Source organism: Streptomyces sp. NBC_00670 (assembly GCF_036226765.1).
Classification (GTDB): domain Bacteria; phylum Actinomycetota; class Actinomycetes; order Streptomycetales; family Streptomycetaceae; genus Streptomyces.
The window spans coordinates 5,438,598-5,461,891 of sequence record NZ_CP109017.1; the positions used below are offsets into that span (position 1 = coordinate 5,438,598).

Annotated in this window: 13 protein-coding genes; 10 read left to right on the top strand and 3 right to left on the bottom strand. The window is 73.0% G+C overall.

The window, feature by feature from the left end; genetic code table 11:
- Positions 1-32: 32 nt before the first annotated feature.
- Entirely contained in the window at positions 33-1,367 is a 1,335-nt protein-coding gene (gabT, locus tag OIE12_RS24295) for a 4-aminobutyrate--2-oxoglutarate transaminase (protein ID WP_329138696.1), read from the bottom strand.
- A 357-nt stretch (positions 1,368-1,724) separates the two neighbouring features.
- Here gabT and OIE12_RS24300 point away from each other — a divergent pair, with 357 nt between their 5' ends.
- From OIE12_RS24300 to OIE12_RS24310, 3 genes are all read left to right on the top strand, one after another.
- Positions 1,725-4,178 carry an ATP/GTP-binding protein gene (locus OIE12_RS24300; RefSeq protein WP_329138698.1) on the top strand — a complete coding sequence of 818 codons (2,454 nt, stop codon included), beginning with the start codon at positions 1,725-1,727 and terminating at the stop codon, positions 4,176-4,178.
- A gap of 138 nt (positions 4,179-4,316) precedes the next feature.
- Positions 4,317-5,909 (top strand): PucR family transcriptional regulator, encoded by a 1,593-nt coding sequence (locus OIE12_RS24305; protein WP_329138700.1) that lies wholly within the window; start codon positions 4,317-4,319, stop codon positions 5,907-5,909.
- A gap of 394 nt (positions 5,910-6,303) precedes the next feature.
- Positions 6,304-7,749 (top strand): aldehyde dehydrogenase family protein, encoded by a 1,446-nt coding sequence (locus OIE12_RS24310; RefSeq protein ID WP_329138702.1) that lies wholly within the window; start codon positions 6,304-6,306, stop codon positions 7,747-7,749.
- 72 nt (positions 7,750-7,821) lie between these two features.
- Here the strand turns inward: OIE12_RS24310 and OIE12_RS24315 are convergent, their stop codons facing one another.
- On the bottom strand, positions 7,822-10,716 hold the full coding sequence (locus OIE12_RS24315) for a glycoside hydrolase family 3 C-terminal domain-containing protein (protein WP_329138704.1): 2,895 nt from the start codon (positions 10,714-10,716) through the stop codon (positions 7,822-7,824).
- 376 nt (positions 10,717-11,092) lie between these two features.
- Here OIE12_RS24315 and OIE12_RS24320 point away from each other — a divergent pair, with 376 nt between their 5' ends.
- The 6 genes from OIE12_RS24320 to OIE12_RS24345 are packed head-to-tail and all read left to right on the top strand — an operon-like array spanning position 11,093 to position 19,869.
- Positions 11,093-12,829: an extracellular solute-binding protein gene (locus tag OIE12_RS24320; RefSeq protein WP_329138706.1), complete on the top strand. Its 1,737-nt coding sequence runs from the start codon at positions 11,093-11,095 to the stop codon at positions 12,827-12,829.
- 45 nt (positions 12,830-12,874) lie between these two features.
- Positions 12,875-13,909: an ABC transporter permease gene (locus OIE12_RS24325; RefSeq protein WP_329138708.1), complete on the top strand. Its 1,035-nt coding sequence runs from the start codon at positions 12,875-12,877 to the stop codon at positions 13,907-13,909.
- A gap of 5 nt (positions 13,910-13,914) precedes the next feature.
- On the top strand, positions 13,915-14,868 hold the full coding sequence (locus OIE12_RS24330) for a carbohydrate ABC transporter permease (protein ID WP_329138710.1): 954 nt from the start codon (positions 13,915-13,917) through the stop codon (positions 14,866-14,868).
- On the top strand, positions 14,865-16,856 hold the full coding sequence (locus OIE12_RS24335) for a beta-galactosidase (protein ID WP_329138713.1): 1,992 nt from the start codon (positions 14,865-14,867) through the stop codon (positions 16,854-16,856). Before OIE12_RS24330 ends, OIE12_RS24335 begins: the two co-directional genes overlap by 4 nt.
- Positions 16,853-19,099, top strand: a complete 2,247-nt coding sequence (locus tag OIE12_RS24340; protein WP_329138715.1) for a glycosyl hydrolase family 95 catalytic domain-containing protein — start codon at positions 16,853-16,855, stop codon at positions 19,097-19,099. Before OIE12_RS24335 ends, OIE12_RS24340 begins: the two co-directional genes overlap by 4 nt.
- Positions 19,100-19,152: 53 nt before the next feature.
- Positions 19,153-19,869, top strand: a complete 717-nt coding sequence (locus tag OIE12_RS24345) for a glycoside hydrolase family 12 protein (protein WP_329138718.1) — start codon at positions 19,153-19,155, stop codon at positions 19,867-19,869.
- Positions 19,870-19,922: 53 nt separating this feature from the next.
- Here the strand turns inward: OIE12_RS24345 and OIE12_RS24350 are convergent, their stop codons facing one another.
- Positions 19,923-20,936 carry a LacI family DNA-binding transcriptional regulator gene (locus OIE12_RS24350; RefSeq protein WP_329142179.1) on the bottom strand — a complete coding sequence of 338 codons (1,014 nt, stop codon included), beginning with the start codon at positions 20,934-20,936 and terminating at the stop codon, positions 19,923-19,925.
- Positions 20,937-21,249: 313 nt separating this feature from the next.
- On the opposite strand from OIE12_RS24350, the gene OIE12_RS24355 reads away from it, so the two are divergent.
- Entirely contained in the window at positions 21,250-23,211 is a 1,962-nt protein-coding gene (locus OIE12_RS24355) for an acyl-CoA dehydrogenase family protein (RefSeq protein ID WP_329138719.1), read from the top strand.
- Positions 23,212-23,294 lie beyond the last annotated feature (83 nt).

Here is a 23,294-nt window from a genome sequence, read left to right on the forward strand (position 1 = left end):
GACGTGGGCTCGACAGACGTGTGGATCCCGGTTCAGATGCGCGCGAACGCCTGCTCGATGATGTCGAGGCCCTCGGTCAGGAGTTCCTCGCCGATGACGAGCGGGGGCAGGAAGCGCAGCACGTTGCCGTAGGTGCCACAGGTCAGGACCAGCAGCCCCTCGGCGTGGCAGGCCCTGGCCAGCGCGGCGGTCGCCTCCGGGTGCGGCTCCTTGGTGGTGCGGTCCTTGACCAGCTCGATCGCGATCATCGCGCCCCGGCCGCGGACGTCACCGATGACCTCGTACTTCTCGGCCATCGCGGCCAGGCGGGTCTTCATGACCGCCTCGATCTCCTTGGCCCGCGCGTTGAGGTCCTGCTCCTTCATCGTCTCGATCGCGCCGAGCGCGCCCGCGCAGGCCACCGGGTTGCCGCCGTAGGTGCCGCCGAGGCCGCCCGCGTGCGCGGCGTCCATGATCTCGGCGCGGCCGGTGACGGCGGCGAGCGGGAGGCCGCCCGCGATGCCCTTGGCGGTGGTGATCAGGTCCGGGACGATGCCCTCGTCCTCGCACGCGAACCACTGGCCGGTGCGGCAGAAACCGGACTGGATCTCGTCGGCGACGAAGACGATGCCGTTGTCCGCGGCGAACTGCCGGATCGCGGGCAGGAAGCCCTTGGCCGGCTCGATGAAGCCGCCCTCGCCCAGCACCGGCTCGATGATGATCGCGGCCACGTTGTCCGCGCCGACCTGCTTGCTGATCTCGTCGATCGCCTGCGCGGCGGCCTCGGGGCCCGCGTTCTCCGGGCCGGTCGGCCAGCGGTAGCCGTAGGCCACCGGCACCCGGTACACCTCGGGGGCGAACGGCCCGAAGCCGTTCTTGTACGGCATGTTCTTCGAGGTCAGCGCCATCGTGAGGTTGGTGCGGCCGTGGTAGCCGTGGTCGAAGACGACGACGGCCTGCCGCTTGGTGTACGCCCGCGCGATCTTCACGGCGTTCTCCACGGCCTCGGCGCCCGAGTTGAACAGCGCCGACTTCTTGGCGTGGTCGCCCGGGGTCAGCTCGGCCAGCGCCTCGGCGACGGCGACGTAGCCCTCGTAGGGCGTGACCATGAAACAGGTGTGGGTGAAGTCGGCGAGCTGCGCGGACGCCCGGCGCACGACGGCCTCGGCGGAGGCGCCGACGCTGGTGACCGCGATGCCGGAGCCGAAGTCGATCAGCCGGTTGCCGTCGACGTCCTCGAGGATGCCGCCGCCGGCCCGGGTGACGAAGACGGGCAGCGTGGAGCCCACGCCCTGGGCCACCGCGGCGGTGCGGCGGGCCTGCAACTCCTGCGACTTCGGGCCGGGGACGGCCGTGGCGAGGTGGCGTTCCTGCGGAAGTGCGGTCATGGGGGGCTCCCGGGTGGTCTTGCTCCGACGGGGGTGTGCGGACGCGTCGCTTTCTCTTTTTCGCAGGCTAGGTCCGGGGGACAGGAGTGGGCATGCTCCATGTGGGCGGTGTCGGCGTCCACCGTTGTCCGTGGTGGACATGGCGGAACGGCGCCGCGGCACCACCCGGCTCCCGCCGGTCCGCCGGGACCGGGAGGGGCGCCCGCCCGGGGCGGCCTGGCGCGTAACCGCTGGACTCGTTCCGTACGGGCATTAAATTGACTCGCGAACCACCCTCGCGCACCACGCTCGAGAACCGCACGTTCAGAACCGCACGCTCAGAACCACAATGGACCAGCCGGCCAGGGGGCACCCTCGATGGACTTCGACGGCACGCACGACGCACGTGGCACCCACGCCCGTCCCGTGCCACGGCCCGCGACACCGCCACCACCGGCCGGGCCGCCTCCCGTTCCACAGCCCTCCCACGCCGCGCCCGCGCTGCCGCCGATGCCCACGGCACCGCCCGCGCCCGAGCAGGCGCCTGCGCGGCCGGCCACCGTCGCCGAGTGGCTCGACACACCCCGGCCCGCCGCCGCCCCCGGGATCTTCCGCTACGGCTACCGGGAGCCCCGCCCGGACAAGGACCCCGAGCGGCTCTCGCCCGTCACCCTCGTCGGCGTCGCCGTACCCCTGGTCGTCGCCCTCCTGCTGTGGTCGCTGTGGCGGCACGGCAGCATCCCCTACCAGTGGGTGCTGCTGAAGCTGTTCACCCCCGGCGACTGGTGGTGGGCCGGCACCACCTCGCCGAAGACCTTCGAGGGACAGGAGGCCATCGAGGTCTACAACGGCGTGTTCTTCGGCGTCCTCGTCTACGCCATGGGACGGCTCGGCAGCTGGCCCGACATCGTCCGGCACGTCGTCACCCGGCGCCCGCAGCCCGCGCGGGCGCTGCTCGCCGCGCTGGGCGCCCTGGCCGTGCTCAGCTTCGTCTTCCCCGACGCCTTCCCCGGCGTCGGCTGGGACGCGCTGCCCGTCGTCGACCCGCTCTTCTCCCTCGTCGTCCTCCTCACCGGCGGCTACGAGGTCTTCCGGTCCGTCCTGCTCACCGACTGCCTCTACGGGCTGATCACCCTGCTCGTCCTGTGGCCCTTCGCCCGGATCGGCGGCTGGTGGCGATACGCGCGGGAACGGCTCGCGGCACGGTCGGGGCAGGGAACCGGTGGTGTTCCCGACCAGGCACCGGCGCCCGTGCAGCGGCCCGCCGCGCAGTGGCCCGAACTGCGGGACGCCGGACAGCACCAGGCCGCCGACCTGCTCAGCGGCGAGGTGCACGGCGGCCGGATGACCGACGTCGACTGCGCCCGCGTCCGGCGCGCCTGGGACACCGCCCGCTACGACGCCACCCGGCTCGCGCGGTTCACCGAGACCGTGCTGCGCCAGGGCGCCGCCGCCTGGCTCCACCCGTCCGGCGCCCGCGACCTGCCCGCCCGCACCGCACGGCACGACGTCCTCGACGGCCAGGTCCGCATCGGCCGCTGGACCGACCGCGACCGCACGCCCACCCCCTACCGCGGGGCGGGCGCCGCCCTCGACCCCGACGCGCTGGCCACCTCGCTGCTCGCCGTCGGACCCTCCGGCTCGGGCAAGACCCAGCACCTCGTCCGGCCCGTCGTCGAGTCCCTCGCGCTGCGGGCGCTCACCGGCGGCTGCGCGGTCGTCGCCGTCTGCGCCGCCGGCACCCCGCTCGGCCCGGACGGCTCCTTCGACGTGGTGGTGCGCATCGGCGACCCGGCCTCCGTGCACGACCTCGACCCCTACGCGGAGAGCGAGGACCCCGAGGAGGCCGCCGCGTTCCTCGCCGAGGGGCTGGTCGGCGACCTCGGCGCCGTCGACACCCGGCGGGCCGCCACCGCGCTCGCCCAGCTCCTCGGCCCCTACCGCGCGGTGCACGGCCGCTTCCCCACGCTGCCGGTGCTGCGGGAACTCCTCGAGGGCGACGAGGCCGGGCTCGGCGCACTGCGCGAGGCGCTGGCCGGCTCCGGCGGACCCGGGCACGCCGTGATGCGGCGCGAACTGGAGGCACGGATCCGGCAGGCCACGAGCCCCGCCGACCCCGCCCCCGCCCTCGCCGACCGGCTCGCCCTGCTCGACCGGCCCGCCTTCGCCGAATTCTTCGGCGCGGGCTCCGGCACCCGGCCCTTCTCCCTGCGCGCCGTCGCCCACCACCCGCTGCGGGTCCGTGTCGAGCTGCCCGAACACGGCCACGAGGACGCCTCCCGGCTGCTGGTCCGGCTGCTCCTCGCGCAGTTCACCTCCGTCGTGCGCGCCGGGGAACGGCAGCACTTCGCGTGCCTCGTGCTCGACGACGCGACCGGCGCCGTCACCGCGGACTCCGTCCGCCGCATCCAGCGGCTGCGCGCCCAGAACGCGGGCGTCGTGCTCGCGCTGCGCACCGTCGGGGACATCCCCGAGGCGCTGCACGGGCCGCTGTACGGGGCGGTCGGCTGCCGGATGGCGTTCTCCGGGGTGACGACGTGGGACGGCAGCCGGTTCGCACAGGCGTGGGGCACGGAGTGGGTGGAGACCCGGGACGTGGCCAAGCACACGGTCTTCGCCGACCAGCCGATGACGCGGGCGATCCACGCACTGCGGAAACTGGTGACCGGGAAGGCGGTGACGACGGACGCGGTGACCATAAGGAAGGTGGAGCGGGAGCGGTGGTCGGCGTCGGAGCTGGCGCACGAGGTCCCCGCGGGGCATGCGGTGCTGTCGGTGGCGACGGTGCGGGGCGAGCATGCGCCGCCGTTGCTTGTGGATCTGCGGGGCTGAGCTTTCTTTTTTCTCGCCCCCGCCGCCCCTTCCCTTCCCGACCCCGGGGGCTGCGCTCCCGGACCCCCAAAAGATGGCGCCCACGCGGCACAGCCGCAGATTGACACAGTCTCGCGCCCCTATCGCCTGAAGGCCCCCATGCCGCCCACGCTCGCCTCACTCGTCCATCACTCCGCGCTCAAGCTGACCGTGCGTGCGGGGGAGGAGCGGCTCGACGTGCCCGTGCGGTGGGCGCATGTGAGCGAGCTCGCCGATCCCGTGCCCTACATGGAGGGCGGGGAGCTGCTGCTGATCACCGCGCTCAAGCTGGACGCGGAGGATCCCGAGGCCATGCGCCGGTATGTGAGACGGCTGGTGGGCGCGGGGGTCGTGGGGCTCGGTTTCGCGGTCGGGGTCAACTACGAGCGGACCCCCGAGGCGCTGGTCGAGGCCGCCCGCGCGGAGGGGCTGCCGCTGCTGGAGGTGCCCCGCCGCACCCCCTTCCTCGCCATCAGCAAGGCCGTCTCCGCGGCCATCGCCGCCGACCAGTACCGCGCCGTCACCGCCGGGTTCGCCGCCCAGCGCGAACTGACCAGGCAGGCGCTCGGCGGCGGCCCCGAGGGGCTGCTCACCGCGCTCGCCGCGCAGGTCGACGGATGGGCCGCGCTGTACGACGCCTCCGGTGCCGTCGTCGCCGCCGCGCCCGAGTGGGCCGGGCGGCGGGCGGGGCGGCTCACCGCCGACGTCGAACGGCTGCGCGAGCGGCCCGCGCCCGCCAGCTCCGTCGTCACCGGAGGGCAGGGCGGCGAGGATCCCGCCGAGGACCGCGTCGAACTGCACAGCCTCGGCACCGGGCGCCGGCCGCGGGCCGCGCTCGCCGTGGGCACCGCCGCCGCGCCCGGCACCGCCGAGCGCTACGCCGTGCACTCCGCGGTCGCCCTGCTCACCCTCCTCACCGAACGCTCCCGCTCGCTGCACGCGGCCGAGCAGCGCATCGGCGCGGCCGTACTGCGGATGCTGCTCGCGGGGGAGCCCGACCATGCCCGGGCGGTCGCCGGGGACCTGTACGGCGATCTGCTCGACGCCCCGTTCCGGCTGCTCCTCGCCGAGGCGTCCGGGGACGCCGCGGACGGTGCCGGCGATCCGCTGGGCGGGCTCGCCGAGGCGGTGGAGTCGGCCGCCGCGCGGGCCGGGGAGCCGGTGCTCGTGGTGCCGGAGGGGGCCGAGGGGCGGCGGCTGGTCGTGCTGGCCGTGGACGGCGGGGCGGGGGTGCGGGCGTGTGCGGAGTACGCGGCGGGGCCGGCCGCCGCCGGGAGTGCCGAGGAGCTGGTGATGGGGCTGTCCGGGCCCGCCGGGCCGACCGGGGCGGGGGGTGCGTACCGGGGGGCCGAGCAGGCGCTGTCCGTGGCGCGGCGGCGGGGGAGGGTGCTCGTGGAGCACGAGCGGATGGCGACGGGGTCCGTGCTGCCGTTGCTGGCGGACGATGCGGTGCGGGCGTTCGCGGACGGGTTGCTGCGGGCGCTGCGCGAGCATGACGCGACGGGGCGGGGGGATCTGGTGGCGTCGTTGCGGGCGTGGTTGTCGCGGCACGGGCAGTGGGATGCGGCGGCGGCGGATCTGGGGGTGCACCGGCATACGTTGCGGTACCGGATGCGGAGGGTGGAGGAGATCCTGGGCCGCTCCCTGGACGACCCCGACGTCCGCATGGAGCTGTGGCTCGCCCTCAAGGCCACGTCCGACCCGGCCGACTGAAGCCCTTCCTCGCCCCCGCCGCCCCTACCCTTCCCATCCTGAACCTGGGGGCGACGCCCCCAGGCCCCCCGGGGGTGGGGAACTGGGGGTGGGTGGGGACTTCTCGCGCAGTTCCCCGCGCCCCTGACAGGGGCGTGGGGAACTGCGCGAAACGGGGCCAAGCCCCGTGCTGGGGTCCAAGGGGCGGAGCCCCTTGTGAGGACGGGACGGGTAGGGGCGGCGGGGGCGAGGAAAAAGCACCCGCACCGATTCGGCGTACCGCACCCCCCGACCCCGCCACCGTGGACAAACGACCCCCCGCCCCCCGAGCCCTACCGTGGACCCGCACCCCGCCCGCGGCGCAACCGCGGAGGAACCCACACCCGCCCGACCCGGAAGGCAGGCACCCCGCCCCATGACCTCCACCCACGCCTTCTGGCTCGCCGGCCGCCAGGCCACCGGCGAGCACACCCTCGACGTCACCTCCCCCTGGGACAACACCCTCGTCGGCAGGGTCAGCCTGCCGACCGACGCCCACGTCGAGGAGGCCGTCGCCGCCGCCCACGCCGTCCGGGACGAGTTCGCCGCCACCCCCGCCCACACCCGCGCCGCCGCCCTCGACCACGTCGCCCGCCGCCTCGCCGACCGCGCCGAGGAGATCGCCCGGCTCATCTCCGCCGAGAACGGCAAGCCGGTCAAGTGGGCCCGCGGCGAGGTCGGCCGCGCGGTCTCCGTCTTCCGGTTCGCGGCGGAGGAGGCCCGCCGCTTCAACGGCGGCGAGGCCCAGCGCCTCGACACCGACGCGGGCGGTCAGGGCCGCCTCGCCCTGACCCGCCGCTTCCCCAAGGGCGTCGTCCTCGGCATCGCCCCGTTCAACTTCCCGCTCAACCTCTGCGCCCACAAGATCGCCCCGGCCCTCGCCGCCGGCGCGCCGATCATCCTCAAGCCGGCCCCGGCCACCCCCCTCTCCGGGCTGGTCCTCGGCGAACTGCTCGCCGAGACCGAGCTGCCCGCCGGCTCCTGGAGCATCCTGCCGGTGCCCAACGACCGCATGCCCGCCCTCGTCCAGGACGAGCGGCTGCCGGTCATCTCCTTCACCGGCTCCGACAAGGTCGGCTACGCGATCATGGACTCGGTGCCGCGCAAGCACTGCACCCTGGAGCTCGGCGGCAACGGCGCGGCCGTCGTCCTCGCCGACTGGGCGAGCGACGCCGACCTCGACCGGGCCGCGCAGCGCATCGCCACCTTCTCCAACTACCAGGGCGGCCAGTCCTGCATCTCCGTGCAGCGCGTGATCGCCGACGCCGCCGTGTACGACCGGCTGCTGCCGCGCATCGTCGCCGCCGTCGAGGCCCAGGTCACCGGCGACCCCACCGACGACGCCACCGACGTCGGCCCGCTGGTCAGCGAGGACGCCGCCCAGCGCGTCGAGGCCTGGGTGCAGGAGGCCGTCGAGGGCGGCGCCACCCTGCACACCGGCGGCAAGCGCGAGGGCGCCTCGTACGCGCCGGCCGTCCTCACCGGCGTGCCCGCCACCGCCACCCTCGCCTGCGAGGAGGTGTTCGGACCGGTCCTCACCGTGCAGAAGGTGGACGGCGAGGCCGAGGCGTTCGCCGCCGTCAACGACTCCAAGTACGGCCTCCAGGCGGGCGTGTTCACCCACGACCTCCAGGCCGCGTTCCGCGCCCACCGCGCGCTGGAGGTCGGCGGCGTGGTCATCGGCGACGTGCCGTCCTACCGCGCCGACCAGATGCCGTACGGCGGCGTCAAGCAGTCCGGCGTGGGCCGCGAGGGCGTGAAGTTCGCGATGGAGGACTACACCTACGAGCGGGTCCTCGTCCTCACGGGCCTCGCGCTCTGAGCGAGCCCCCGGACGAAACCGGCTCGGGGCCCGGCGGTTGACCGCCGGGCCCTCGGCCGTCACTCTCAGTCCTCAGCCCCCGAAGCCGACATGTGCGAGCCGCACCGCCCCGCGCAGCCGCAGCCGTACGTCATGGACCCCGTGCACGGTCCCGGACTCCGCCGTCACCTCCGCGTACGCGTACACGTCGGCCGTCGTCCCGGCGGCCGACAGCACCGCGAGCGGAGTGCCGTCGCCCAGCGCCACCTCGACCGTCCCGCCGCCCGCCACCACCGCCGTCACCCCGGTGACACCCGGCCCGAAGTCGCAGGCGCGGAAGAGCAGTTCGCCCTCGCTGCCGCCCACCGGTGCGACCGCCTCGCCCGACGTCTTCGTACGGTCGACGATCTCCGTGCCCCGCTGCTCGTCGAAGTCTGCGGCGTCCAGGCCCCGTTCGCGCACCGGGCGCGGTCCGGCCGGCTCGCCGGTGAGTTCCACCGTCGTCCGCAGCCGGACGTCCGCGCTGGAGGCGCCCGCGAGGAGTGCGTACGCGCCCGGCTCCACCCGGGTCCGGCCGTGCGCCACGTCCCAGAACGCGAAGGCGTCCGGCGGGAGTTCGAAGACCAGCTCGGCCCGGCCGCCCGGTTCGAGGCGGACCCGGCGATGGCCCACCAGCTCCCGGCGCGGGCGCGGTACGGACGGCGCCACGGCGCGGACGTAGAGCTGCGCCACCTCGTCCGCCGCGCGTGAGCCGGTGTTGGTGACCGTGAAGGACACCGTCACCCGCCCGTCCCCGGCGACCCGCGCCGCCAGGCCGTCGTAGGAGAACGTCGTGTAGGACAGCCCGTGCCCGAAGGGGAACAGCGGTTCGCCCTCGAAGTAGAGGTAGGTCTGCCGACTGCCCACGATGTCGTAGTCGAGCAGTCCGGGCAGGTCCGCGTCGGCGGCGTACCAGGTCTGCGGGAGGCGCCCGGCGGGCGGGACGTCACCGGCGAGCACCCGGGCCAGCGCGGTGCCGGCCGCCTGCCCGCCGTGCGCGGTCCACAGCACGGCGGGCAGCTCCGCCACGTCCACCGCGTACGGGTACGAGGAGACCAGCACCAGCGCGGTACGGGGGTTGGCGGCGCGGGCCGCGTCCAGCAGCCGCTCCTGGTGCGCGGGGAGCCGCAGCGTCGAACGGTCCTCCGTCTCGCGGCCGTTGATGTGCGGGTCGTTGCCCGCGAACACCAGCACCACGTCGGCGCCCCGCGCGGCGCGGGCCACCGCCGCCTCGCCGCGTTCGGCGACGACCACCTCGAAGACCTCGCCGTCCGCCGCCTTTGGACCGGCAACCTTCACGCCGTCGGCGGCGACGGACACATACCGGCCGGTACCGAGATGCCTCAGGAGGTGACCCGCGCCATGGGGCTCCAGACGGAACGTCTCCTGCACCACCCAGCCGCCCGGCTGGTCCGCGGCGGCGCGGACGTAGCCGTCCTCCGCGACGGAGAGGTAGCGGCCGTCGGGGGCGCGCAGGGTCAGCACGCCGTCGCCCCAGTCGACGAGGGCGAGTTCGCTGCCGGTGGCGTCGGCGGTGAGCGGCGGGAGGTCGGTACGGCCGGTGAGCAGCGCGGGGTCGAGCGCCCCCTCGGCGCCGAGCGCCTCCTCGTCGGCGTTCCCGGCGGCCGGCACCGACAGATACGTACCGGCCGAGGTGCGCAGGCGGACCCGGTCCACGCCCTCCGCGAAGTCGACGCGGTCGGCGCCGAAGCGCTCGTACAGGCCCTCCAGCGGGGTGGAGCGGTGGAGCAGCGTGCCGCTGTACCAGTCGAGTTTGCACTCGTCGGCGAGGAGTCCGACGGCGGCGATCCGGACGTCGGGCGCGAGCGGGAGGAGAGGGGCACCGCTTCTCGGCCCGGCCGCTCGAGGCTCGTCGTTCTTCAGCAGCACCACCGCCTGCTCCGCCGCCTCCCGGGCGAGCGCGCGGTGGGCGGGGGTGTCGAACCCCCCGTCCCGCGCGGTGACCGCGTACGGGTCCAGCTCGGGATCGAACTCGCCCAGCCGGAACCGCACCGAGAGCTGCCGCCGTACCGCCGCGTCGAGGTCGCCCTCGTCGATCAGCCCCGCCGCCAGCGCGTCCCGCACCCGCTCCACGATCCGCGTGCTGTCGGTGCCGTGGTCGGTGAAGCTGTCCACCCCCGCCCGCAGCGCGGCGGCCGTCGCCTCCTCGTGCGTGGCGTAGTAGTGCTCGGAGTCGACCAGGTTGGACGGCGCGCCCGCGTCGGAGCAGACCAGCAGCTCCTCGTCGGTCCAGGTGCGCAACTGCTCGCGCAGATACGGGGAGACGTGGTTGGGGCGGCCGTTGACCAGGTTGTACGCGGGCATCACCCCGGCCACCGCGCCCGCCTCGACGGCTCCGCGGAAGGCGCGCAGATCGTACTCGTGCAGTACGCGCGGGCGCACCGAGGAGGAGGTGACGTCCCGGCCGGTCTCGTTGTTGTGCGCCAGCCAGTGCTTGAGCACGGGGGCCGTGCGCCAGTACACCGGATGGTCGCCGCGCAGGCCCCGGGTGTACGCGCTCGCGATCGCCGAGGTCAGGGCCGGGTCCTCGGAGTAGCCCTCCTCGTTGCGGCCCCACAGCGGATGGCGCAGCAGGTTGACCACGGGCGCCCAGACGTTGAGGCCGACCCGTGCGTCGCGGGCGCGCATCGCCCGCGCCTCGGTGGACACCGCCTCGCCGACGCGGCGCACCAGGTCCTCGTTCCAGGTCGCGCCGAGCCCCACGGCCTGCGGGAACTGGGTCGCCGGGCCCATCCAGGCCACGCCGTGCAGGGCCTCCTGGCCGGTGCGGAAGGCGGCGACGCCGAGCCGTTCGACGGCGGGCACGAACTGGTGCAGGAAGGACACCTTTTCGTCACGGGTGAGCCGCGCCAGGAGGTCGTCGACGCGTTTCGCGAACGGCAGTTGCGCGTCCCGGAAGGGTGGGACGGGCGACGGCTGTGGGGTCACGTACTGCTCCCTCTGGTTATTCGGCCGGGCGCTTTCGAACGCGATCGAACCCATTCGAAGCGCTTCGATGCTGAGGGGCGGGAGGATGCCTGTCAAGACACCGCGAGGCGCGGAGCCCGTTCCCGAAGCTCCCGAAGAAGCCCCGGTGGAGGGAGATTTGGCCGCACACAGCACCGGGAAATCTTGGAGCCGACCCTTGTGCACCCCTGGACCGTCACTTAACCTCGCTCCACATCGAAGCGCTTCGACTACCGGGATCGCCGCCTGGCGTGCGTCCTTCACCCGGCGACCGCTTCGGGCTCCGCCAGTTCCACCGAAGACACCGCAGCCGCCGGCTCACCGCCGGGTGTCCTGGTGCGCCACGAAGGGTTGACCCATGACGTCGAACGCCGCCGCCACTCCGACCGCCCCCGCCCCGGCCCCCACGGCCTCGGGGCCCGCCGCCCCGGGGCCGAGCCGGAGGAGCTTCCTCGCCTCCACCGCCGTCGCCACCGCCGCGGTCGCCGGGGGCCTGCCGCTGCTCGCCGGCTGCGGCGACGCGGACAGCGGCTCGCGCGACGGCACCACCTCGGACAAGGACGCGAAGAAGCTGCTGCCGGCCTACGTCGCCCACAACGTGGTGTCCCCGGACATCCCGGCCAGGAACGGTTCCTCGGTCGGCTTCACGAGCAGGCTCGCCGTGGCCGACCTGAAGACGTCGGTGCCCAAAAAGCTCGGCAAGGGCGGCAAGGTCACCATCATGTCGCCGTTCTGGGGCACCCCGCCCAAGGGCGACAACGCCTACTACCGGGCGATGAACGACCTGATCGGCGTCGACGTCGCCTGGGAGAACCAGGACGGCAACACCTACGACCAGAAGCTCGGCGCGGTCCTCGCCTCCAGCGACATCCCGGACGTCGTGGTCGTCCCCAGCTGGAACCTCACCGGCAAGATCCCCAGCGCCGTCATCGGCAAGTTCGCCGACCTCGGTCCGTACCTCTCCGGCGACAAGGTCGAGGAGTACCCCAACCTCGCCGCCATCCCCACCGACGCCTGGCAGCGCTCGATCTTCGGCGGCAAGCTGCGCGGACTGCCCCAGCCCGCCCCGTACGTCACCGGCATCGTGCCGCTGTACCGCGAGGACATCTTCGCCAAGGAGGGCTACGACGTCCCCACCTCGGCCGCCGACTTCCTCGCCCTGGCCAAGGAGGCCACCAGCGCCAAGGCCAAGCGCTGGTTCTGCCAGGACATGAAGTGGACGGCGTTCAACAGCTTCGGCGTGCTCTCCGGCAGCGAGAAGCCGCTCGGCTGGAACCTCGTCGACGGCAAGCTGGTCTACCGCATCGAGACCGACGCGTACCTCGAGGCCCTGGAGTGGACGCGCAAGCTGTTCGCCGCCGGTGTCGTCCACCCCGACGCCAGGCTCGGCAAGTCCAGCGCCACCGACCCCGGCCCCAAGTTCGCGGCCGGCGAGTTCCTCGTCTACAACCAGAACATCTCGCAGTGGTACAGCCGCACCGCCGAACAGGCCACCCAGAACCCGGACTTCGCGTGCGGCGGGATGGACATCTTCGGTCACGACGGCGGTGACCCGCACCTGTGGGCCGAGGAACCGGCCGGCATCTTCGCCTTCGTCAACAAGAAGGCCTCGTCGTCCGTCATCCGTGACGTGCTCGCCGTCGCCAACACCACCGCCGCCCCGTACGGCACCAAGGAGTACATGCTCACCAACTACGGCGTCGAGGGCACCCACTACACGGTGAAGAACGGTGTGCCCGTCAAGAACGACAAGGGCAACCAGGAAGTCATCAACGCCTATGTGATGGTCGCGAGCCCCGCCGCGACCACCGCCCACCCCGACTTCCCCGACGTCGCCAAGGACCAGGTGGAGTGGCAGCAGCGGATGGGCGCCCACACGAAGAAGTCCTCCTTCTGGGGCATGACGATCACCGAGCCCAGCCGCTGGACCAACCTCTCCAACGACTTCGAGCAGCTGGAGGACGACATCGTCCGCGGTCGCAAGAAGATCGGCGACATGCAGCAGGCCGTCGCCGACTGGAAGAGCAAGGGCGGCGACAAGCTCCGCGACTGGTACAAGAAGATCCTCGACGAGAACGGCACGGCGGCCGACTGACCCGACCCGGTACCCACCTCAAGGATCCAGGCAAGGAGAACCGCCGTGTCGCACAGCACGGTGCCTCGGAGCAGGAGCGAGGCCGACACACCGGCGAGGACCCCGGTGGCGTCCGACGGCGCCACCGGACCCGGTACGGGCCGCCGCCCGAAGGGACCAGGACTGCGCCGCAGATTCCGGCGCGACCGCGCCCTGCTGCTGATGACGCTGCCCGCCGTCGTCCTCGTCCTGGTCTTCGACTACGTCCCGATCCTCGGCAACATCGTCGCCTTCGAGGACTACGACCCCTATATCAGCGACAACGGCGTCGTCTCGATGCTGCACAGCCCCTGGGTCGGGCTGGACAACTTCCGGCGGATCTTCGCCGACTCGGCCTTCTGGGACGCGGTCACCAACACCCTGGTGCTGTTCTCCCTCCAGCTGGTGCTGTTCTTCCCGCTGCCGATCCTGCTGGCGCTGCTCATCAACAGCGTGCTCAGGCCCCGGGTGCGGGCGGTGGCGCAGGCGATCCTCTACCTGCCGCACTTCTTCTCCTGGGTACTCGTCATCGCCGTCTTCCAGCAGATCTTCGGCGGCGCCGGTCTCCTCTCCCAGGTGCTGCGGCAGCACGGGTACGACGGCCTCGACGTCATGACCGACCCGGACACCTTCAAGTTCTTGATCACCGGGCAGAGCGTCTGGAAGGACGCCGGCTGGGGCATCATCGTCTTCCTCGCCGCCCTCGCCTCGGTCAGCCCCGACCTCTACGAGGCCGCCGCGATGGACGGCGCCGGACGGTGGCGCCGCATGTGGCACGTCACGCTGCCCGCGCTGCGCCCGGTGATCGCGCTGCTGCTGGTGCTGCGCGTCGGCGACGCCCTCACCGTCGGCTTCGAACAGATCCTGCTGCAACGCGACGCCGTCGGCCCGGGCGCCGCCGAGGTCCTGGACACCTTCGTGTGGTGGAACGGCGTGCGCAACCAGGACTTCGGCTACGCGGCCGCCGCCGGACTGATCAAGGGCGTGGTCAGCCTCGGCCTGGTCCTCGCCGCCAACAAGGTGGCCCATCTCATGGGCGAGCAGGGGGTGTACCAGAAGTGACCGCCATGACATGGGAGCCGGAGGACACGGACGCCGCACCGGCCCCGGTGAAGAGGACCCACTGGTGGGCCGCGCCGCCCCGGCCGGTCTGGGAGGAGGGACCCACCGCCGCGGGCGCCGCCGGCAAGGGGCTCGTGCTGACCCTGGCCTGTCTCGCCGTCCTCTTCCCGCTCTGGATCGTCGTCGTCACCAGCCTGTCCACCCGGAAGACCATCGACGAGGCCGGCGGCCTGGTGATGGTCCCCAAGGGCATCACCTTCGTCGCCTACCGCGAACTGCTCAGCGGCGGCCAGGTCACCCGCGCCGCCGTCATCAGCGTCGCCGTCACCCTCGTCGGCACGCTCTTCTCGATGGCCGTCTCCATCCTGTGCGCCTACGGGCTCTCGCGCGGCGGCTCGCTGGGCCACCGCTGGATCCTGCTGCTCCTGATGGCCACGATGTTCTTCAGCGCCGGTCTCATCCCGACCTATCTGCTGGTGCAGACCCTCGGCCTCACCGACAGCTATCTCGCGCTGATCCTGCCGAGCGCCGTCAGCGTCTTCAACATCCTGGTGCTGCGCGGCTTCTTCACCGGCATCTCGCCGGAACTCACCGACAGCGCCCGCATCGACGGCGCCGGTGACCTGCGCATCCTGTGGACGATCGTGATGCCGCTGTCCCGCGCGGTCATCGCGGTGATCACGCTGTTCTACGCCGTCGGCTACTGGAGCGCCTGGTTCAACGCCTCCCTCTATCTCAACGACCAGGACATGATGCCGCTGCAGAACGTGATGATCCAGCTCGTGCAGAAGCAGGAGGCCCCGGTCGGGCTCGCCCAGGCCATCAAGACCGGCGAACTGTCGGGTCTGGCCGTCCAGATGGCCGTCATGGTGATGGCGCTGCTGCCGGTCGCCGTGCTGTCGCCGTTCGTGCAGCGGCACTTCAAGAAGGGGATGCTGACGGGGGCGGTCAAGGGATGAGGGCTCGTCCGCAGGCTCCTTCCCTCGCCGACGTCACCCGGGGCCGGATCCTCTTCGGCGGGGACCACAACCCCGAGCAGTGGCCCGAGGAGACCTGGCAGGACGACGTCCGGCTGATGAAGGACGCCGGCGTCAACTCCGTGACCCTCGGTGTCTTCTCCTGGGCGCGGATCGAACCCCGCCCGGGCGCCCGTGAGTTCGGCTGGCTGGACCGTCTGATGGACCTGATGCACGCCCACGGCATCGGTGTCGTCCTGGCCACCCCCACCTCCGCGCCCCCGCCCTGGCTGGGCCGGCTGCACCCCGACACCCTGCCCCGTGACGAGGACGGCCGCACCGAGTGGTGGGGCTCCCGTCAGCACTTCTCCCACTCCAGCGCCACCTACCGCCGCTACGCCGCCGCCCTCACCGAGGACCTCGCCGCCCGTTACGCCGGCCATCCCGCGCTCACCATGTGGCACATCGGCAACGAGTACTGCACCTACGACCACGGCGACGAGGCCGCGACCGCCTTCCGGCGCTGGCTGCGCGAGCGGTACGGCACCCTCGACGCCCTCAACACCGCCTGGGGCACCGCCTTCTGGAGCCAGCACTACGGCGACTGGGCCGAGGTGATCCCGCCCCGCCGCGCCCACTACCTGAAGAACCCCGCACACGTGCTCGACTTCCGGCGCTTCACCTCCGACGCGCTCCTGAAGTGCTTCCTCGTCGAACGCGACATCGTCCGCCGGCACACCCCGCACCTCCCGGTCACCACCAACTTCATGCCCCTGTTCGCCGGGCAGGACGGCTGGCGGTGGGCGGCCGAGGAGGACGTCGTCTCGGTCGACCTCTACCCGGACCCGCGCGACCCGCTCGGCGCGCAGGAGGGCGCCCTCGTCCAGGACCTCACCCGCTCCCAGGCGGGCGGCGCCCCCTGGATGCTGATGGAACAGGCGGCCGGGGCGGTCAGCTGGCGGGGCGTGAACCATCCCAAGCCGCGCGGCATGAACCGGCTGTGGTCCCTCCAGGCGGTCGCCCGGGGCGCCGACGCCGTCTGCTACTTCCAGTGGCGCCAGTCCCGGCAGGGCGCCGAGAAGTTCCACTCCGGGATGGTCGGCCACGCCGGTCCCGAGGGCCGCGGCTTCCAGGAGGTCAAAGGGCTCGGCGCCGACCTCGCCGCGCTCGGCCCGCACGTCACCGGCTCCCGCGTCACCGCCGACGTGGCGCTCCTGCACGACTGGCACGCCTGGTGGGCCGCCGACCAGGAGGGCCGCCCCTCCGCCCGCGTCGACCACGCCGGGGTACTGCGCGCCTGGCACCGGGCCCTGTGGGAGAACCACGTCACCACCGACCTCGCCCACCCGGAGCACGACCTCTCCGCGTACCGGGTCGTCGTCGTGCCGCGGCTCCACCTGCTCACCGACACCGCCGTCGACAACCTCGTGGGATACGTCCGCGCCGGCGGCACCCTCGTCAGCGGCTTCCTCACCGGCGTCACCGACCGGGACGACCGCGTCCGGCCCGGCGGCATGGACCCCCGGCTGCGGGAACTGTTCGGCATCCGGGTCCTGCACGAGTGGTGGCCGCTGGAGGCCGGGGAGACCGCCGCCTGCGACGGGTTCGACGGCACGCTCTGGTCGGAGGAGCTTCAGGCCGCGCCCGGCGCCGAGACCGTCGCCGCCTACCGGGGCGGCGAACTGGACGGCCTGCCCGCCGTGCTGCGCAACGGGCGCGCCTGGTACGTCTCCACGCTCCCGGTACCGCAGGCGCTGCGCACCCTGCTCGCCCGGATCACCGCCGGTGCGGGCGTGCGCCCGGTGCTCGACGGGCTGCCCGCCGGGGTGGAGGCCGTCCGCCGCGGCGACCTGCTCTTCCTGCTCCACCACGGCCGCGAACCGGTCACCGTCACCCTCCCCGACGGCGACCACCACGACCTGCTCACCGGGACCACGGTCACGGGCACCCTCACCCTCGGACGGTACGGCGTGGCGGTGCTGCGCCCATGACCCGCCGACCACCCGGCGAAGGCCCGGTGCACGGCACCTGGGAGCCGGCCCCCGCCGCCCGCTGGGAGGACGCCTACCTCACCGGCAACGGCCGGCACGGCGCCATGGTGTACGGCGACCCGTACGACGACCGGGTCGTCGTCAACCACCACACGCTCGTCCGCCCCAACGGCGCCGAGCACGCCCGGCCGCCCCACCTCGCGGACCGGCTCGGGGAAGTGCGGGACCGGCTCCTCGCGGGCGACCCGTACGCCGCCGAGTCGTTCACCGACGGGCGCCCGCTGCAGTGGGTGCGGCCGTTCCACCCGGCCTTCCTGACCCGGCTGCTGCGGACGCCGGGCACGGAGGGCCCTCGTCCGTACCGCCGGTCGGTCGACTTCGCCACCGGGGTCGTCCGGGCGGTCGCGGGGGAGTGGGAGAGCGCGGTGTTCGTCTCCCGCGCCGACGACGTGCTCGTCCAGTACGTCACCGGGCCGGACCTCACCCTCGGCATCGGTCTCGACCACCGGCTCCCGGGCGCCCCGCCCGACCTGCGCGTCGGTCACGGTGCGGCGCTCACCGCCGGGGGCGCCCGGCTCACGCTGCGCGCCCGCTACCCGGACGGCGACGAGGGGTACACCGGCGTCACGGTCGTCCGCGTCACCGGCGGCCGTACGACGGTGGGACCGCCGGGGGTGCGGGTCGAGGCGGCGGAGTCGGTGCTGCTGCTGACTCGGGTGCGGCGCCACACGGGCGACTCGGATGCGGAGGCGGAGGCGGGGGCGCTGAGGGAGCTGTCGCGGGCGGTCGCCGATCCGCCGGGTGAGGCGTCCCCGTACGCCGCCCTCCTCGCCCGGCACACCGCCCTGCACCGCGCCGCCTACGCCCGCGTCACCCTCGACCTCGGCGCCGACGAGACCGAACGCGCGCTTCCCGGCTCCGTCCTCCTCGCACGCCCCGCCTCACCGGCACTCCTCGAACGGCTGTTCGCCGCCGGCCGCTACCACCTGCTCTCCGCGAGCGGGATGCTCCCGCCCCGGCTGACCGGGCTGTGGACCGGCGACTGGGACACCGCCTGGTCCGGCGCGTTCACCACCAACGCCAACCTCAACCTCCAGACCGCCTCCGCCGCGGCCGCCGCCCTCCCCGAGGTCACCGAGGCGCACGCCCGCCTCGTCCACGGGCAGTTCGACGACTGGCGGGAGAACGCCCGCGTGATCTTCGGCGCCCGGGGAGCGGTCGCCCCCTCGCACACCGACGGCGCCTGTGGGCTGACGTACCACTTCAGCCGCGAGTACCCCCTGCACCTGTGGACGGCCGGCGCCGACTGGCTGCTCGTCCCCCTCGTCGAGCACGACGAGACACGCGGCGAACGGGACCCGCGCACCACCGCCGCGCTCGCCGAAGTCGCCCGGTTCTACGAGGACTTCCTCACCCGCACGGACGACGACGGGCACCTGGTCGTCGTCCCGTCCTACTCGCCCGAGAACCGTCCGGCGGGCGGGAGCTGGGGCGCGCTCAACGCCGCCATGGACCTCTCCGCGGCCCGCCACGCGCTGCGCACGGCCGCCGCCCGCCACCCCGGCACGGCGCACGCGGCCCGCTGGACGGCGCTCGCCGACCGCCTCCCGCCCCACAGGGTCAACGCCGAGGGGGCGCTGGCCGAATGGGCGTACCCCGGCCTCGGCGACACCTACGACCACCGTCACCTCAGCCACCTCTACGGCGTCTGGCCCCTGGACGAGATCACCCCGTACGACACCCCCGCGCTCGCCGCGGCGGCCCACCGCGCCCTGGAACTGCGCGGCACGGAGAACGACTCCGCCCACGGCCATCTGCACCACGCGTTGATCTCCGCCCGCCTCGCCGACGCCGGCCGGACGGCCGACGCCCTCGCCCGCGTCCTTGGGGGCGACTACTTCCACGCCTCCCTGATGAGCGCGCACTACCCCCACCGTGACGTCTACAACGCCGACGCCGCCCACGCGCTGCCCGCCGTGCTGATCGAGATGCTCGTGCACTCCACCCCCGGCCGGCTGGTGCTGCTGCCCGCGCTCCCGGCGTCGTTCCCGCGCGGTGAATTGCGGGGCGTCCGCACCCGGTTCGGCGCCGCGGTCGACGTGACCTGGACCCCCGAGGCCGCCACCGCCGTCGTACGCCCCACGCGCACCGGCCGTGTCGCACTCAGGACCCCCTCCGGCGCCGAGGACCTGGACCTCGTCGCCGGGGAGGACCGCGTCCTCACCCTGAGGAGGAGGCGGTGACCGCACCGCACAAGTGAAGTCCGAGATCTCCCCCCACCCATGGAAGGACGACCATGGCACCCACCCGCACACTGAAGCGGCTCACCACGGTGATACCGGCTTTCGCACTCGCCCTCGGCGCGAGCATCGGCCTCGCCTCCGCCCCCGCCCAGGCCGCCGTCTGGAACTCCTGCGACCAGTGGGGCAACACCACGCTGAACGGCTACACGCTGTACAACAACATCTGGGGCTCCGGCGCCGGCAGCCAGTGCGTCTGGGCCAACTCCGGCACGAACTGGGGCGTGTGGGCGGACCACCCGGGCACCGGTGGCATCAAGTCGTACCCCAACAGCAAGAAGGTGATCAACAAGTCGATCACCTCGCTGGGTTCGCTCAGCAGCAGCTACCACGTGAGCGTGCCGTCGTCCGGCGCGTACAACACGTCGTACGACATCTGGGACACCGACTACGACTACGAGATCATGCTCTGGGTCAACAGGACCGGAGCCGTCGGCCCGCTCGGCACCTCGCAGGGCAACCTGACGCTCGGCGGACACACCTGGACCGTCTACAAGGGCAACAACGGCGCCAACGAGGTGTTCTCCTTCGTCCGCACCTCGAACTCCACCTCGGGGACGGTCGACATCCTGCCCCTCCTGAAGTGGATCAAGGACACCAAGGGCTGGTTCGGCAACGAGACCATCGGGGACGTGCAGTTCGGCTACGAGATCACGTCCTCTCCCGGCGGACTGGACTTCGTCACCAACAACCTGACGGTCAGCGGCGGCTGAGCGACTCCGCAGGGGAAGGGCGGGGCCGGTCCGTGCGGCGGGCCGGCCCCGCGTCAGGACACGGACGGCGCCGGACCGGTGCTCGCCCGCACGGTCAACTCCGGTGCCAGGAGGACGACCTCGTCCTCGTCCCGGCCCTCCAGCTTGGCGACGAGCCGGTCCACCGCCCGGCGCCCCATCTCCTGCGCCGGGATGGCGACGGCCGTCAGCCGCACCGAGGCCTGCACGGCGACCTGGTCCGGACAGACGGCGATCACCGAGACGTCCTCCGGCACGGCCCGCCCCTGCTGCCGCAACAGGGCAAGGAGCGGCTCCACCGCGGACTCGTTCTGCACCACGAACCCCGAGGTGCCCGGCCGCTCGTCGAAGATCCGGGCCAGGGTCACGGCCATCGCGTCGTACCCGCCCTCGCACGGCCGGTGCAGCATCCGCAGCCCCAGCTCGCCCGCGCGGGTGCGCAGCCCGTCGAGCGTGCGCTCCGCGAACCCGGTGTGCCGCTCGTAGACGGCCGCCGCCTCACCGATGACAGCGATGTCACGGTGCCCGAGCATCGCGAGGTGCTCCACGCACAGGGCGCCGGTGGCCGTGAAGTCGAGGTCGACGCAGGTGAGCCCGGTGGCGTCGGCGGGCAGCCCGATGAGCACGGAGGGCTGCCCGGACTCGCGCAGCAACGGCAGCCGCTCGTCGTCGAGTTCGACGTCCATCAGGATCATGGCGTCCGCGAGCCCGCTGCCGGTGACGCGCCGGACGGCGTCCGGGCCCTCCTCGCCGGTCAGCAGCAGGACGTCGTAGCCGTGGGCGCGGGCGGTGGTGGCGACCGCGATGGCGATCTCCATCATCACCGGCACGTACATGTCGGTGCGCAGCGGGACCATCAGCGCGATGATGTTCGACCGGCTGCTCGCCAGGGCCCGCGCACCGGCGTTGGGGTGGTAGCCCAGCTCCCGGATGGACTCCTCGACCCGCTGCCGGGTCCCCGAGGAGATCGACCGCTTGCCGCTGAGGACGTAGCTCACGGTACTCGCCGACACTCCGGCATGCTGGGCGACCTCGGCGAGGGTGACCATCCGGTCCTCCATGAGGCGAAGCGCTTCGACAGCGCGAGAAGAATGAACAAGGGCAGGCAGTCTGCCCAGACCCTAACTGTCGGCGCCCCCACTGTCCACACCAGTCGAAGCGCTTCGACTTCCGTGGACGCGCCCGGTAAGGGGCGCGGGACCGTGTTGTCCAACGGGGGGCGAGAAAAGCCGAAGACCCACCCATCGGCCCACCCCCACTGGTGCCCCCCGGACAAACCGGGTACATACGATCGAGTAACCCCGCACACCACGGACAGCCGACACATCAACCCCACACCCACTCCGCGGCGAGGTGACCGCCATGTCCGCAGCACCCCCCACCCCCCAGACCCCCACCCCCCGACAACCCACCGTCACCGAAGCCGAAGCCCGCCGCGTAGCGGAAGCCGCCCGAGAACAGAACTGGCACAAACCCAGCTTCGCCAAGGAACTCTTCCTCGGCCGCTTCCGCCTCGACCTCATCCACCCGCACCCCACCCCCACCCCCGAGGCCACCACCCGCGGCGAGGACTTCCTCGCCCGCCTCCGCACGTTCTGCGAGAGCGACGTCGACTCCGCCCGCATCGAACGCGAGGCCCGCATCCCCGACGAGACCGTACGCGGCCTCAAGGAACTCGGCGCCCTCGGCATGAAGATCGACACCAAGTACGGCGGCCTCGGCCTCACCCAGGTGTACTACAACAAGGCGCTCGCCCTCGCCGGTTCGGCGAGCCCGGCGATCGGCGCACTGCTCTCCGCGCACCAGTCGATCGGCGTACCCCAGCCGCTCAAACTGTTCGGCACCGACGAGCAGAAGGAACGCTTCCTCCCGCGCTGCGCCCGTACCGACATCTCCGCCTTCCTGCTGACCGAACCCGACGTCGGCTCCGACCCGGCCCGCCTGGCCACCCGCGCGGTCCCGGACGGCGACGACTACGTGCTGGACGGCGTGAAGCTGTGGACCACCAACGGCGTCGTCGCCGACCTGCTCGTCGTCATGGCCCGCGTGCCCGCCTCCGAGGGCCACAAGGGCGGCATCACCGCGTTCGTCGTGGAGGCCGACTCCGAGGGCGTCACCGTCGAGAACCGCAACGCCTTCATGGGCCTGCGCGGCCTGGAGAACGGCGTCACCCGCTTCCACCAGGTCCGGGTGCCCGCCGCCAACCGCATCGGCCCCGAGGGCGCCGGCCTCAGGATCGCGCTGACCACCCTCAACACCGGGCGGCTCTCGCTGCCCGCCATGTGCGCGGGCGCCGGCAAGTGGTGCCTGAAGATCGCCCGCGAGTGGTCGGCCGTCCGCGAGCAGTGGGGCCGCCCGGTGGCGTACCACGAGGCGGTCGGCGCGAAGATCTCCTTCATCGCGGCGACGAGCTTCGCCCTGGAGGCCGTCGTGGACCTCGCCAGTCAGATGGCCGACGAGGACCGCAACGACATCCGCATCGAGGCCGCCCTCGCCAAGCTGTACGGCTCCGAGATGGCCTGTCTGATGGCCGACGAGCTGGTCCAGATCCGCGGCGGCCGCGGCTTCGAGACCGCCGACTCGCTGCGCGCCCGCGGCGAACGCGGGGTGCCCGCCGAGCAGATGCTGCGCGACCTGCGCATCAACCGCATCTTCGAGGGCTCGACCGAGATCATGCACCTGCTGATCGCGCGCGAGGCCGTCGACGCGCACCTGTCGGTCGCCGGTGACCTCATCGACCCCGACAAGTCCCTGTCCGACAAGGCGAGGGCAGGCGCCAACGCCGGGGTCTTCTACGCCAAGTGGCTGCCCAGGCTCGTCGCGGGCCCCGGCCAACTGCCGCGCTCGTACACCGAGTTCCACCCGCCGGGGCACCTGGACCTGTCGGCTCACCTGCGGTACGTCGAGCGCTGCGCGCGCAAGCTGGCCCGCTCCACGTTCTACGCGATGTCCCGCTGGCAGGGCCGCATGGAGACCAAGCAGGGCTTCCTCGGCCGCATCGTGGACATCGGCGCGGAACTGTTCGCGATGAGCGCGGCGTGCGTCCGCGCGGAGTGGCTGCGGGCTGAGGGCGACCACGGCCGGGAGGCCTACCAGCTCGCCGACGCGTTCTGCCGGCAGGCCCGGCTGCGCGTCGAGGAGCTGTTCGGCCGGCTGTGGGCCAACACCGACGACCTCGACCGGCGCGTGGTGAAACAGGTGCTGTCCGGGGCGTACGAGTGGCTGGAGGAGGGCGTGGTCGACCCCTCGACCGAGGGCGCCTGGATCGCCGACGCCACGCCGGGACCGTCTCAGCGGGAGAACGTCCGCAGGCCGTTTTGCTGACCGGCTCCCCGCCGCGGGGCCGTGCGCGCCCCGCGGCACAGCCGCCGTCGTCACGGACCGGTCCCCCCTTCGGGGGCGCGGTC